Annotated in this window: 13 protein-coding genes; 3 read left to right on the top strand and 10 right to left on the bottom strand. The window is 56.0% G+C overall.

The genetic code is table 11. The annotated features are described in order from the left end of the window. Positions 1 to 196 precede the first annotated feature (196 nt). Positions 197 to 1,207: a zinc-dependent alcohol dehydrogenase family protein gene (locus RYC18_RS15605; RefSeq protein WP_005778190.1), complete on the bottom strand. Its 1,011-nt coding sequence runs from the start codon at positions 1,205 to 1,207 to the stop codon at positions 197 to 199. Positions 1,208 to 1,270: 63 nt separating this feature from the next. Further along, positions 1,271 to 1,579, bottom strand: coding sequence for an ArsR/SmtB family transcription factor (locus RYC18_RS15600; RefSeq protein ID WP_016980457.1), 309 nt, complete (start codon positions 1,577 to 1,579; stop codon positions 1,271 to 1,273). Positions 1,580 to 1,725: 146 nt separating this feature from the next. On the opposite strand from RYC18_RS15600, the gene RYC18_RS15595 reads away from it, so the two are divergent. The 3 genes from RYC18_RS15595 (at position 1,726) to RYC18_RS15585 (ending at position 5,431) form a co-directional block, all read left to right on the top strand. Beyond that, complete coding sequence (locus RYC18_RS15595) at positions 1,726 to 2,517, top strand: transporter substrate-binding domain-containing protein (protein ID WP_010201892.1); 792 nt, start codon at positions 1,726 to 1,728, stop codon at positions 2,515 to 2,517. A 119-nt stretch (positions 2,518 to 2,636) separates the two neighbouring features. After that, positions 2,637 to 4,289 (top strand): methyl-accepting chemotaxis protein, encoded by a 1,653-nt coding sequence (locus RYC18_RS15590; RefSeq protein ID WP_316886455.1) that lies wholly within the window; start codon positions 2,637 to 2,639, stop codon positions 4,287 to 4,289. 149 nt (positions 4,290 to 4,438) lie between these two features. Then, complete coding sequence (locus RYC18_RS15585; protein WP_316886454.1) at positions 4,439 to 5,431, top strand: ATPase; 993 nt, start codon at positions 4,439 to 4,441, stop codon at positions 5,429 to 5,431. A gap of 56 nt (positions 5,432 to 5,487) precedes the next feature. On the opposite strand, the gene RYC18_RS15580 is transcribed toward RYC18_RS15585, so the two are convergent. From RYC18_RS15580 to RYC18_RS15545, 8 genes are all read right to left on the bottom strand, one after another. Further along, positions 5,488 to 6,507, bottom strand: coding sequence for a branched-chain amino acid aminotransferase (locus RYC18_RS15580; RefSeq protein ID WP_316886453.1), 1,020 nt, complete (start codon positions 6,505 to 6,507; stop codon positions 5,488 to 5,490). Positions 6,508 to 6,679: 172 nt separating this feature from the next. Beyond that, positions 6,680 to 7,564, bottom strand: coding sequence for a glycosyltransferase family 2 protein (locus RYC18_RS15575; RefSeq protein WP_005756784.1), 885 nt, complete (start codon positions 7,562 to 7,564; stop codon positions 6,680 to 6,682). A 257-nt stretch (positions 7,565 to 7,821) separates the two neighbouring features. Further along, positions 7,822 to 8,709, bottom strand: coding sequence for a heme o synthase (cyoE, locus tag RYC18_RS15570; protein ID WP_002552346.1), 888 nt, complete (start codon positions 8,707 to 8,709; stop codon positions 7,822 to 7,824). A gap of 10 nt (positions 8,710 to 8,719) precedes the next feature. Next, on the bottom strand, positions 8,720 to 9,052 hold the full coding sequence (gene cyoD / locus RYC18_RS15565) for a cytochrome o ubiquinol oxidase subunit IV (RefSeq protein WP_002552345.1): 333 nt from the start codon (positions 9,050 to 9,052) through the stop codon (positions 8,720 to 8,722). After that, the gene (locus RYC18_RS15560) at positions 9,052 to 9,684 is read right to left on the bottom strand and encodes a cytochrome o ubiquinol oxidase subunit III (protein WP_002552344.1); all 633 of its coding nucleotides are present in this window, start codon (positions 9,682 to 9,684) and stop codon (positions 9,052 to 9,054) included. The genes cyoD and RYC18_RS15560 overlap by 1 nt, the downstream gene beginning before the upstream one ends. A 3-nt stretch (positions 9,685 to 9,687) precedes the next feature. Further along, positions 9,688 to 11,700 carry a cytochrome o ubiquinol oxidase subunit I gene (cyoB, locus tag RYC18_RS15555; protein ID WP_004656083.1) on the bottom strand — a complete coding sequence of 671 codons (2,013 nt, stop codon included), beginning with the start codon at positions 11,698 to 11,700 and terminating at the stop codon, positions 9,688 to 9,690. A gap of 3 nt (positions 11,701 to 11,703) precedes the next feature. Then, the gene (gene cyoA / locus RYC18_RS15550; RefSeq protein WP_004656081.1) at positions 11,704 to 12,645 is read right to left on the bottom strand and encodes a ubiquinol oxidase subunit II; all 942 of its coding nucleotides are present in this window, start codon (positions 12,643 to 12,645) and stop codon (positions 11,704 to 11,706) included. 464 nt (positions 12,646 to 13,109) lie between these two features. Continuing rightward, the gene (locus RYC18_RS15545) at positions 13,110 to 13,619 is read right to left on the bottom strand and encodes a disulfide bond formation protein B (protein ID WP_004666118.1); all 510 of its coding nucleotides are present in this window, start codon (positions 13,617 to 13,619) and stop codon (positions 13,110 to 13,112) included. Positions 13,620 to 13,770 lie beyond the last annotated feature (151 nt).

Genomic DNA, 13,770 nt, shown 5'->3' with positions numbered 1-13,770 from the left:
GTCGCGACGGGCAGCGTGAAGCGGCATGCCACGCAACGTCCTTGATGTCACAGAGGGTGTGACCACAGACCAACGCACTTGATGCAAAAAGATGACCGAGGAAAGTTATGCAAAACGTCTCGACTGGCCTGCCATTACGAAAGTTGGCAGACCAGCGACATTGACTTGCGCTCAGCTATGGGCGCAGGGGCGCCACTCAGATATCCAGGCAGATCTTGCCGAAATGCTGATTGGTTTCCTGGTAACGGAACGCCTCGACAATGTCGGTCATCGGGAAGGAGCGATCCATGACCGGACGCATGCCATTGGCATCAATGGCGCGGATCATGTCCTGCTGCTGGGTGCGGCTACCCACCAATACACCCTGCATGCGCAGTTGCTTGACCAGTGCCGGGACGAATTCCAGCTGACCGGCGACACCGCTCAGAATGCCGATGACCGAGATATGCCCAGCGACCCGTGCGGCTGTCATGGAGTGCTGCAATGTCGAGGGGCCGCCCACGTCGATGATGTGATCAACACCACGGCCGCCAGTCAGCTTGCGGGCCGTCTCGCCCCAGTTGCTGTCCTTGCGGTAGTTGATCAGGTGGTCGGCGCCCATGGCTTTCAGACGCTCCAGCTTTTCATCACTCGACGACGTCGCGATAACGGTCGCACCCACCATCTTGGCGAACTGCAGCGCGAAAATCGATACACCGCCAGTGCCCTGCACCAGAACGGTATCACCGGCTTTCAACGCATCATCGACCATCAGCGCGCGCCACGCGGTCAAGCCTGCGGTGGTCAGGGTGGACGCTTCGGCATGGGTATAACCCAGTGGCGCGTGGGTGAATGAGGTGGCACGGGCAGTCACCTGCTCGCGGGCATAACCGTCGATGCCATCGCCCGGCACAGTGACGAAACCTTCAACCAGCGGCTCGCCGCTGATCCACTCAGGGAAGAACGTGCTGACGACAGAGTCGCCGACAGCGAACTCGCTGACGCCCTCGCCTACTGCGGTTACCACGCCTGCGCCATCGGCCATGGGAATGCGTTTTTCAGTCGGTGCCCACATGCCGGTGACGACTGCGAAGTCGTGATAGTTGAGCGAATTTGCGTGCAGACGCACAGTAATCTCATCGGCTTTCGGTGCCAGTACTTCGCTTTCGCCAACGCTGACCTGATCGTAGCCGCCGCCAGCCTGCACGTAGATGGTTGTATTGCTCATGGTCAATCTCCTATCAATTCAACATTACGCAAAATGACGAAATGTGTGAGTAACGCTAAAGGGTCATAGTTCTTTCTTGAGCCGATCGGCAAACCGGTCGATGGCTAGCTCGTCGCGGCGAAAATAAGTCCATTTGCCGATCCTTGTTGCCTGAACCAGCCCGGCGCGTTGCAGAATCGCCAGGTGCGCAGACGCGGTGGAAGCCGACAGACTGGCCTTGGCCTGAATGTGCGAGACGCACACGCCTATCGCCGGATCACCGTGGTCCTGTGGAGGGAAATGGGCTTGCGGGTTTTTCAGCCACTCCATGATCAACATGCGAGTGTCATTGCCGACCGCTTTGATTTGCTCAAGAATCATGGGGCACAACATTACGCTTTTTTACGAAATGTTCAACCCCTGATTTATGCCCGTACATCTGAACGCATGTTTTCATTACAGCTTCACACCGGCCTGACAAATGAAGCAATCTGTCGACTCCAACAAAACCGACTGCACGGCTGAGAGCACTCAGACTCATGATGAACCTTAAATACAGCGCATTCACCGCCCTGCTGCTGGGCATGACAGGCATGGCTCAGGCTCAGGAATCCACCTCGCATCTGGACAAGGTTCTGCAAGCCGGCCAGTTGGCAGTCTGCACGACTGGCGATTACAAGCCGTATACCCTGCTGCGCGAAGACGGTGAATACGAAGGCATCGATATCACCATGGCACGCTCGCTGGCCAAGAGCCTGGGAGTTAACGTGCAGTGGGTGCCTACCACCTGGAAAAACCTGATGCCGGACATGGTTGCCGGCAAATGCGACATAGGCATGGGCGGCATCTCGGTCAGCCTGGAACGCCAGAAGAAAGCCTTCTTCAGCAATACGCTTGATGTCGATGGCAAGATTCCCCTGGTGCGCTGTGAAGACAAGGCCATGTACGAGACGGTCGAGCAGATCAATCAGCCCTCGGTGCGCTTGATAGAACCTGCTGGCGGCACCAATGAAGCCTTCGCGCGCGCTCATCTGCCGAAGGCGTCTCTGGCATTTCACGACAACAAGACCATCTTCCAGGAACTGCTGGACAAGAAGGCTGACGTGATGATCACCGATGCCTCCGAAGCGCTTTATCAGCAGAAACGCATGCCAGGCCTGTGTGCGGTCAACCCGACCGCGTACATGCAATACGGCGAAAAGGCCTACCTGTTGCCCCGCGATGATGTGACCTGGAAAAGCTACGTTGACCAATGGCTGCACCTGAGCAAGGCCACTGGCGAGTATCAGCAGGCGCTCGGGGAATGGCTGGCAGTGCCTACGCAACTGTAAAAAGTATCATTTAGCCACCATCCCTAAAGCTTGAGTTCGGGACGCCGATAGTTGATGACCAGCGATGCATTCGCAAGGTCCTGATTCAGCAGGCGAACAAACCCTACAGGGGAACTCCCATGTCTCAAACTCAAGCGCCTCATGGCGGTTTCACTATAAAACAACGATTGATGGCCTCGACCTTCGCCATCATTGTTGCGTTTATCGCTTTGTCGTTTTTCATGATCCATACACTCAAGACATCCACTGAGAATGTCGACGCTTTGTACAACCGGGATTTTCTGGCCACCGAGGTCGTGAACAATATCGACGGTGCACTGACCCGTGTGGACATCAATATCCTGCGCATGATCGCCATCGGCAATCCGGAGCAGACTGCGGGCTGGAAAAACGAGAACGAGGCCGCTTTTGCCAAGCTTGATGAGCTGACTGTTCTGCTCGGCAAGGACACCGCTGAAACGCTGGATGTCACGCTGACCCAGCAGTTGCAGCGCGACTACACTAAGTTACGTGATGGTATGCGGCACCAGACGAGCGTTATCCAGACGGGTGATATCGCCGCCGCCACCAACATCAATCGCACCGAGGTCAAACCCTTCGCCGAGCAGGTCTTCAAAACCCTGCAAACCCTGCGCGAACAAGGCAAACAAAAGGCAGGCGAGCGCTTTGAGGCTCAGGAAGCAAGTGCTACCCGGACCAACAACCTGTCCATCACCGCCACACTTTTGATTGCGGTGCTGGGTGTCGTGGTGACACTACTGACCATACGCAGCATTCTGGCCGCCATCGGTGGCGAACCGGGTACGGTGGCCACCATTACCCGCACCATCGCCAGAGGCGACCTGAGCAGTACTATCAAGGTCAATGCCAATGACAACACCAGCGTCGCCGCTGCCGTGGTTGCCATGCAGACTCAACTGCGGGACACCCTGCAACAGATTTCAAACTCAGCGACCCAGCTGGCTGCCGCTGCTGAAGAGATGACCGCCATCACTGAAGACGGGGTTCAGGGCATCCAGCGACAGAACAACGAGATTGACCAGGCCGCGACTGCCGTCAATGAAATGACCAGTGCGGTAGAAGAAGTGGCGCGTAATGCCGAACACACCGCACGCTCTTCAAGCAACGCGACCAGCGCAGCACAAGCAGGTCTGGGCCTGGTTAAGAAGACCGTCAGCGCAATCAATACCATGAGCACCGACGTACAGAAAACAGCCGTGCTGATTGGCGAGCTGGCTGATCAGTCGCGCGACATCGGCAAGGTTCTGGATGTGATCCGTGGTCTCGCCGAGCAAACCAACCTGCTGGCCCTCAACGCTGCTATTGAGGCAGCGCGAGCGGGTGAAGCCGGACGCGGATTTGCCGTGGTGGCGGATGAAGTGCGTGCCTTGGCGCACCGCACTCAGCAATCAACCAGCGAAATCGAGCGCCTGGTCAGCAATATTCAGAACGGCACTGACCGGGCGGTGAGCTCCATGCGCGGCAACACTGAACTGGCCAGCGACACGCTCAGTATCGCCGAGGGTGCCAATGATTCTCTGAGCGTCATCAGTACAGCAGTCAGTGAAATCAACGACCTCAATCTGGTCATCGCCAGCGCCGCACAACAACAGGCACACGTTGCGCGGGAAGTGGACCGCAATCTGGTGAACATTCGTGACCTGTCTGCGCAATCTTCATCAGGTGCACAGCAGACCAGCAGCGCGAGCCGTGAATTGTCGACGCTGGCTCTGGACCTGAACAATATCGTCGGGCGCTTCCGTCTGTCCTGATGCGAGACCACTCTGTGCGCTGCCATAGCGCGCAGAGTGCGCAAATTCCGGACCTGGCCGGGCCTATATCCGCGTCTGCGTACATATTCTGTTGCAAGCCCGTTGCGCCTGAAATAGCGTGGTGTTCTGGACGAACAAGGACTACACGCATGAAGCCCGGCAAACCTATCACACGCGCATTTTGTGTCGAGTTGCAGCAAGAGCTGTCAATCGCGGCTGCCCGACGCGAATACTTCTCTCAGGAGCCGCCACGCAAACGCTTCGAGTTTCTCTGCTCGAATGAGGCTTGCAGGGCAATGGGGGCAAAGGTGACCGGGGTTCGCTATGACGTGAAACCACAGGACAACCCAACCTTCGTTGCTGCGCACTTCCGCGCCAACCCGCACTACGATCACCATCCGGAGTGTGAATGGGTGGACGAGAGCACCGACGAAAAGCCGGATGTTCATGTCGAAGAAACAGATGCTCAGACGCGTGTGCGCCAGGCCAAGCGCAAGTTGGATGACTACATCGACATATTCGACCCGACGCTCAAAACACCGGTCAAAGAGAAGTCCGGTGAAGAAAAAGCCGGTGCAGACAATCTGCAGCCCATCGTCAGCCAGCCTTTGACCGAACCCGCGTCACCCAAGGCCGCCCGCTACAGCGAAACCCGCACCAACAACCTGGAGCGCCTGGTAGACAGCTATCGACAGGCCAAGGCCGAGTTGTCACTGGAAGATTTCAAGCTGTTGAAACTGAGAATTCCCGGTCAGGGCGAAGTGTCGCTACGCGGGTATTTTCGCCATATCAAGTACGCGCAAACGGGTGACAACGGCCGTGTGCTATTTGGTGGAGGGTTGATTGAGCAACGTTACGGGCTGGGCTTCAAGTTCAGGTTTTTTGACCGTATCGACGGCAAACTGGTGACGCTTTACGTATCGCCCGCGCAAATGCAGGCCTACCGTTCAAGCCGCTATATCAGTGAGTTGTTAAGCCACGCGGATGACGTGAAGTTCTTCACGGTATATGCACTGGGAACGGTCACGCAAAGTCCATCGGGCAAGAGTTATGGCCTGGAAGTCGATGACTTGCGGCATCTGGCGATTGTGCTGGGCCCAGCGAAAGACCTGGTCGAGGAAGGGAAACCCGCTGCGCCTTGAGCATGCGGCCAGTGACCGTTCCAGCGCATGGCGCTGGAACGATACAGGTCAAGCTATCAGACCTTGACGATCCAGCCCGCTGGCGCCTCGATATCACCGGATTGAACGCCGGTCAATTCCTTGTACAGACGCTGAGTGACCGGACCGACTTCGGTCTGGCTGTAGAACACATGCAGCTTGTCCTTGTAGGAAATCCCGCCAATCGGGGTGATCACCGCAGCCGTACCGCAAGCGCCCGCTTCCTTGAAGGTGTCGAGCTGGTCGATGAATACATCGCCCTCCTCGACCGTCAGGCCAAGACGGGATTTTGCCAGTTCGATCAACGACAGGCGGGTGATGCCCGGCAGCACAGACGGTGATTTCGGCGTCAGGAACACATCATCCTTGGTGATGGCAAAGAAGTTTGCCGAACCCACTTCCTCGATCTTGGAATGGGTCTGCGGGTCGAGATAGATGCAATCGGCAAAACTGTGTTTCTTGGCTTCAGAGCCGGGCATCAGGCTGGCGGCATAGTTGCCACCAACCTTGGCAGCCCCGGTGCCATTGGGCGCAGCGCGGTCATACCCGGAAATCACGAAATTGTTTGGCTTCAGGCCGCCCTTGAAATAGGCACCCACCGGGATGCAGAAGATCGAAAAGATGAACTCCGGGGCCGTACGCACGCCGATGTTGTCACCCACACCAATCACGAACGGGCGCAGATACAACGCGCCGCCTGAACCATATGGCGGGATGAAACGTTCGTTGGCCTTGACGACCTGTTTGCAGGCCTCGATGAACACATCAGTCGGTACATGAGGCATCAACAGACGAGAACAACTGCGCTGCATGCGCTGCGCGTTCTGATCGGGACGGAAAAGATTGATCGAGCCATCCTTGCAGCGATAGGCCTTGAGACCTTCGAAGCACTGCTGACCATAATGCAGCGCGGTCGAACCCTCGCTGATATGCAGCGTGTTGTCCTCGGTCAGCGACCCCTGATCCCAGGCGCCGTCGCGCCAATGAGAAAGGTAGCGCTTGTCAGTCTTGATGTAATCGAAACCCAGAGTGTCCCAGTTGATGCTTTCTTGACTCATAACGCCCTCTATCATTTTAGCGACTGCCTGGACGAGTCAGGCCAATGCCTTATTCTGCCAGATCATTCAGGCCCTGAGGCTCGAAATAAATGCAAACCGACATGGCATTTCTGACCCAGGCCCAAACATGGGCGCTCTGTATGCTCAGTGAGTTGACCAACGACGATGATGCTTACCGATAGCTCAGCAGCAAACGCTTGCAGCGTCGCCAGGTCGTTCCATTGAAATATTTCCAGGGGATGGTACGCAAAAGACTCCAGGCGTATCGCTTATCCGCGACCGCAGCGTATTTCAATGCCTTGTTGACGACTTGAGTGCGGCCACTCTGATATTCGGGATGCTCACGATAGGGCTCGATACTTTTGAGATCAGCCTCAAGCAGCACCTTGTACTTGCGTGAAAGGTTGTTGGGGTGACGTCGATAGCGTGTCACGACTTCGGGGATCACATGCATTTCATAGCCCAGGCGGGCAATTCTCAGCGTGGCTTGGAAATCCTGAACCTTTATCTCCGGATCGTAGCCGTTCGCGTCACGCATGGCCTGCATCCGATACAGGGCCACCGGCGCCCCGACAACGACCGCACCGCGCAACACGTCGTCGAATGTCAGCCGTTCGATATAGTCGCGCGATTGGCATTTGATCGTGTTGCCGTCGCAGTCCATGTAGCTGATCAGTGCGCCTACGCAGCCGACTTCGGGGTGCTCGTCGAGATACTGCGCACGGATACGCAGCGAAAACGGGAGCATGATGTCATCGAGGTCCGGTGTGGACAGATAGACGCCTTTCGCATATCGCAGGCCATGATTGAGAGCGGCACTGACCCCCTGATTGGCTTGGCGATAGAGCTGGAACGGGTAACGCGCCTGCAATGACTCAAGCATCGCGATGCTGTTGTCGGTCGAACCATCGTCAACGATGATGACTTCAAAATTACCGTAGTCTTGAGCAAAGATGCTCTGAAGGGCAGCTTCAAGGAAGCGCTCGGCGTTATAGCAAGGGGCGACGATCGAAACCAGGGGTTGAGGCGTGAGGCTCTGACTTTCTGAGGGCATCATGGGGTAATAGCCATAATCATTATCGGCCCTGACGGGGTCGGAAACCGGATATCTATAACAGGTCGCTTGAAAACGGCACATCATGCGACAAGCGATCCTGATTTTCTACAGCAGGTCACAAACGCCGTGTAAACAGGTGTATCCAGCCACCAGGAATCTGCTGCCGTTTGCTGTCATTCATCAAGTGTAGATCGCATCCAAAAAAAAAACCCCGCTCTGCGCAGAACGGGGTTTTCAGGTTGTGCATCAGGTGAAAATCAGAAGGCGTAGGTCACCAACAACTCTTTTGTCACCTGAAAGTCCACCGACATCATCACGCTCAAGGCAGTGATGGTGAAGATAGAAAACACGAACAGCTTGCGAGCCCAGACAGTATCGTCAACGGCTTTGTAACCCTTCCAGGCCATGTACAACCAGTACATCCCCATGCCTGCTGCAACAGCCAGGTAGTTGAGGCCCGCATAACCACCTACGGTCAACATCAGGGTCGCCACGAGGAACGCCAGGATGTAGAGCATGATGTGGCGCTTGGTGACCAGAATGCCGCGCTTGACCGGCAGTACCGGAATTTTCGCCGCACGATAGTCATTGAAACGGAAGATGGCGATCGCATACGAATGCGGCATCTGCCACAGGCTGAACATCACCAGTAGCGTCAGGGCCGCGAAGTCGAAGCTGTTGGTCACTGCACAGTAGCCGATCACTGGAGGCATGGCCCCCGAGAGACTGCCCACCAGTGTGCCGTGAACCGATCTGCGTTTCAGGTACAGGCTGTAAAGGCCGACATAGATCACAAACCCGATGACCGCAAACAAGGCAGCCAACGGGTTGGCCTCGGTGTACAGCAGGGCAACGCCCGCAACGCCGAGTATGGTTGCGTAGAGCAGCGCCAGTTTCAATGAAACCAGGCCCTGCACCAGGACCCGGTTACGGGTCCTTTCCATTCGCTGATCGATATCGCGATCGATGCAGTTATTGAACACGCAACCAGACGCAACGACCAGGGAAGTACCGATTACTGCAGCGAGGAAGACGCCGAAGTCGATATTTCCCTTGGAAGCCAGAAAAAAGCCACCTGCCACCGAAAGCACGTTACCGAAAATGATCCCCGGCTTGGTGATTTGGATAAAGTGCTTCAGTGACATCTGGTATTCCTCAATGCGCCATCATTTCGCGGTGGACGCTGAAAATGATCCACAGCGACAGGCCAACCAGCAGGACGATAACCATCGTGGTAAAGGCGAAGGCCATCACGTTGTTGCGCTGCACGCTCGTGAAATCCAGGTGCAGGAAGTAATGCAGGTGCACAAGGATCTGGATGATCGCGAAGACCAGAACGATTGCAATCGTCATGTCCTTCGGCAGCGACGGCGACATCACCAGGGCGAACGGAATGGCGGTCAGGATGATCGACAGTACGAAACCGATGATGTACGACTTCACTGAGCCGTGACTATTGTCTTCAGCGGAGTGATGCGAATTTGACATTACAAAGCTCCCATCAGATAGACAACGGTGAACACGCCGATCCAGACAACGTCCAGGAAGTGCCAGAACAGGCTGAGGCAGCTCAGGCGAGTCTTGTTGGTGTTGGTCAGGCCCTTTTTCTGGACCTGGAACATCATGATCGCCATCCAGATCAGACCGCTGGTCACGTGTGCGCCGTGCAGGCCTACCAGCGCGAAGAACGCTGACAGGAAGCCGCTGCGGCTCGGACCGTAGCCTTCGTGGATCAGGTGATGGAATTCATAGATTTCCATACCGATAAACGCAGCACCACACAGGAAGGTCAGGGCCAGCCAGCCAAGAACCTGGCTTTTCTTGCCCTTGTACAGCGCCAGCATGGCGAAGCCGTAGGTGATACTACTGACCAGCAGGAACGCGGTTTCCACAGCCACGAATGGCAGCAGGAAGATGTCCTGGCCCGACGGGCCGCCCGCGACACTGTTGACCATCACGGCGTACACCGCGAAGAACGAAGCGAACAACACGCAGTCAGTCATCAGGTACAGCCAGAAGCCGTAGACCGTCATGCCACCGCTGTCGTGGTGATCGTCATGCCCATGATCATGGTCGTGACCGTGATCGTGGGCTCCGGAGTTGATTGCAATATTTGACATTGTTTAAACCTGTTCCAGCGAGGACTTGACAGGAGTGTATGCACCGTTGGCCGCCAGGACCTTGTGATGCTCACCTTCAATACGCGCTACATCTTCAGCCGGCACCATATAACCCTGGTCGTCACGGACAGCGTGAGCAACGAAGACTGCAATGGTCGCCACCAGGCTTGCGCCTACCAGCCACCAGATGTGCCAGATGAATGCGAAGCCGAAGACCGTCAGCAACATACCCATGTACAGGCCTGTTGCAGTGTTGTTAGGCATGTGGATCGCCGAGTAGCGGGCAGGAACCTTGTAAGCGGTGCCGGCACGTTTTGCATCGGTGAACGCGTCGATGTCGTCAGCTTTTGGCAGTTCGGCAAAGTTGTAGAACGGCGGTGGCGAAGAAGTGGACCATTCCAGGGTATGGCCATTCCATGGGTCACCGGTCAGATCGCGGTTGTTGTCGCGGTCACGGATACTCACGAACAGCTGGATCAGCTGCGAAGCGATACCCATGGCGATCAGCACGGCACCGAACAGCGCGACGTCCAGGTAGATGTTCCACTCTGGCATGTCGGTAGCGTTCAGACGACGGGTCATGCCCAGGAAGCCCAGCGCGTAAAGCGGCATGAACGCGACGAAGAAGCCGACGATCCAGAACCAGAACGCTGCCTTGCCCCACTTCTCGTTCAGGGTGAAGCCGAACGCTTTAGGGAACCAGAACGCGAAGCCGGCGATGTAACCGAATACCGCACCGCCGATGATGACGTTGTGGAAGTGAGCGATTACGAACAGGCTGTTGTGCAGTACGAAGTCAGCACCTGGAATCGCCAACAGAACGCCGGTCATACCGCCGATCGAGAAGGTGACCATGAAGCCCAGGGTCCAGAGTACTGGCGCGGTAAAGCGCAGACGCCCTTGATACATGGTGAACAGCCAGTTGAATAGCTTCACACCCGTCGGGATCGCGATAAGCATCGTCGCCAGGCCGAAGAAGGCGTTGACGTTGGCACCCGCACCCATCGTGAAGAAGTGGTGCAGCCAGACCATGAAGCCCAGGATACAGATCGCACCGGAGGCGAAGATCATCGACTTGTGGCCGAACAGACGCTTGCCGGAGAACGTGGAGATGACTTCCGAGAAAACGCCGAAAGCCGGCAGGATCAGGATGTACACCTCAGGGTGACCCCACGCCCAGAACAGGTTCACGTACATCATGGGGTTGCCGCCCATTTCGTTCGTGAAAATGTGGAAGTCCAGGTAGCGGTCAAGGGTCAGGAACGCCAGGGTAGCGGTCAGGATCGGGAACGAAGCCACGATCAGGATGTTTGCCCAGGTGCAGGTCCAGGTGAAGATCGGCATGTCCATCAGTTTCATGCCAGGGGTACGCATCTTCAGAACGGTCACGAGGAAGTTGACCCCCGTCAGCGTCGTACCTAACCCGGATAACTGTAGCGCCCAGATGTAGTAGTCAACCCCTACGCCAGGACTGTATTGCAACCCGGAAAGAGGTGGATACGCTACCCAGCCGGTCTTGGCGAATTCACCGACACCCAGGGAGATGTTGATCAGCAGCATACCTGCGACCAGCAGCCAGAAGCTCAGGGAGTTCAGGAACGGGAACGCCACGTCGCGAGCGCCGATCTGCAGAGGCAGAACAATGTTCATCAGACCCGTGAAGAACGGCATCGCCATGAAGATGATCATGATCACACCGTGAGCGGTGAAGATCTGGTCATAGTGCTCAGGCGGAAGGAACCCTTCGGAACCGTTCTGGGCCATCGCCAGTTGGGTACGCATCATGATGGCGTCGGCAAAACCGCGCAGCAGCATGACCATGGCAACGACGATGTACATCACGCCGATTTTCTTGTGGTCGACAGAGGTCAGCCATTCAGACCACAAGTACGTCCACTTGCGGAAATAGGTGATCAACCCGACAACCGCAATGCCGCCGAGCGCAATCATGGCAAGTGTCACCATGACTATCGGCTCGTGGAACGGCACCGCTTCCAGACTTAATTTGCCAAACATCGTTTACTCCTCTGCCCCAGCAGCTGAATTTTTGCCTTTTTCCGCACCAGCGTCACCGGCCACTTCCTTCTCACCAGCAACAACCTTCTTGCCTGGATTCATACCTTCATACTTGTCGATGACGATCTGGAACAGGTTCGGGGTGACCGAGGAAAAGAGTTCGACAGGGTTGCGTTCGCTCGGCTTGATCAACTCGGCGTATTCGGCCGTGCCAAGCTTTTTAGGTGAGCTCTTGACTTCGCTGACCCAGCTGTCGAAATCAGCCTGGCTGGTGGCGATAGCCTTGAACTTCATACCGGTAAAGCCCGCGCCACTGTAGTTGGCCGAAATACCGTTGAATTCGTGATTTTCGTTGGCAATCAGGTGCAGCTTGGTGTGCATGCCCGCCATTGCGTAGATCTGACCACCCAGACCAGGGATGAAGAAGGAGTTCATCACGCTGTCCGAGGTAACCTGGAAATTGATCGGGGTCTTGGCCGGGAACACGATCTTGTTGACCGTGGCGATGCCGTAGTCCGGATAGACGAATACCCACTTCCAGTCGACCGAGATCGCCTGAATGGTGATCGGCTTCACGTCCGACTCAAGCGGACGGTAAGGGTCCAGCGAGTGAGTAGAGACGTAAGTGATGTACCCCAGGAAGACCAGCAGCAGCATGGGTACGCCCCAGACTGCGATTTCGATCTTGGTGGAGTGGGACCAGTCCGGCGTGTACTTGGCGGCCTTGTTCGAAGCGCGATACTTCCATGCGAAGATCAGGGTCATCAGAATGACCGGGATCACGACAATCAGCATCAGCAACGTAGCGATTACGATCAGGTTCCGCTGCTCGATACCCACCTGCCCTTTTGGATCGAGCAGAGGTACGCCATCGCATCCACTGAGCAAAAGCATACAGAAAAGGGCCAAGAAGCCAAAAAACCTGGGGTACCTTTTTTTACTCATTTCACGACCTCTAAAAGCAGCTTGCGCGGTGCAGTTGGGTTTCGACCGCCAACACTTCGCCCTGCCAGTGCCGGCTAATTTTTTTGAATTGAACAAGGGCCTGCCAGTACGCACAGCGGCATATCGACAAGTCCGGGTTTAGCTATGGATTCTTGTTTTTTGAGTTGCTGGAACTGCCCAAAATATCGGGCAGACGCTTTCGACGCGGCCATCATACGCCCTCAGAGGCAAGCGTTGCGCTGCCTGTTCAGAGTGCACAGGGGACGCTCCAAGCCTCAAAATGCTGATCGTTCAGCCAGGCTGGACGACAAGTGGTGGGGATTGTAGATACGTAAATTTTTAATGACTATGCCTAATTTTGTAACAGTTATTCTCTCAATTCGTAACAATCACCCTCCAAACACGTCATTTCACCCAAAAAAAGCCCCGTAATCACGGGGCTTTTTTCTCGAAAGCCCCTGTATTTAGTAAGGTTTGCGGCGGTTACGAATGATGCACGCCGGTACCAGAACTGCAGTCAGAACAAACGCTGCCAGCGCCCATTGCGCGAGTGATAATCCGAGGACCGGCGGATACGGCGTCGTACAGAAACCGCTGACCTGAAACCCTGTTGGGAACAGTGTAGCCAATGGCAGGCCATCAACGATCGGTTGCAGGACGTCGATACCGCAACTGTCGGACGGATGGGCAAGTATCCATACATGCCGACCGGCCGCGGCAATTCCGCCCAATGCGCTGAGGGTGACCAGCGTTTCACACACCGTAACGCCGCGACGTCCGGACATGGCAGCGCCGATGAACGCAAAAATGGCGATGAACAGCAGTGCGTAGCGCTGCAGGATGCATAGCGGGCAAGGCGCCTCGCCCAGCACGATCTGCATGTACAGGGCACCGCCGATCAGAGCCAGGCAGATAATCCCCAGCAAAACCAGAAAGCGCTTTTCGCGTCTCAGGTACAACGTGTTGTCGCTCATTCACATACCTTACTGAACTGATGAGGTGGTTGGTCAACGCCCTGCAATGTAAGGGCGAAGCCTGAAACAGGAGTGCACGGCCCGACCGTACCGAAGCGTGTGCGATGATCATCTGTCTGATTCTGCAACTCAAGCGCTCGCCAGCTATACG

Origin of the sequence: Pseudomonas syringae group sp. 247E2, from assembly GCF_032587795.1 — a bacterium.
Classification (GTDB): Bacteria; Pseudomonadota; Gammaproteobacteria; order Pseudomonadales; family Pseudomonadaceae; genus Aquipseudomonas; species Aquipseudomonas amygdali.
This window is presented reverse-complemented; position numbering and strand designations above follow the sequence as displayed.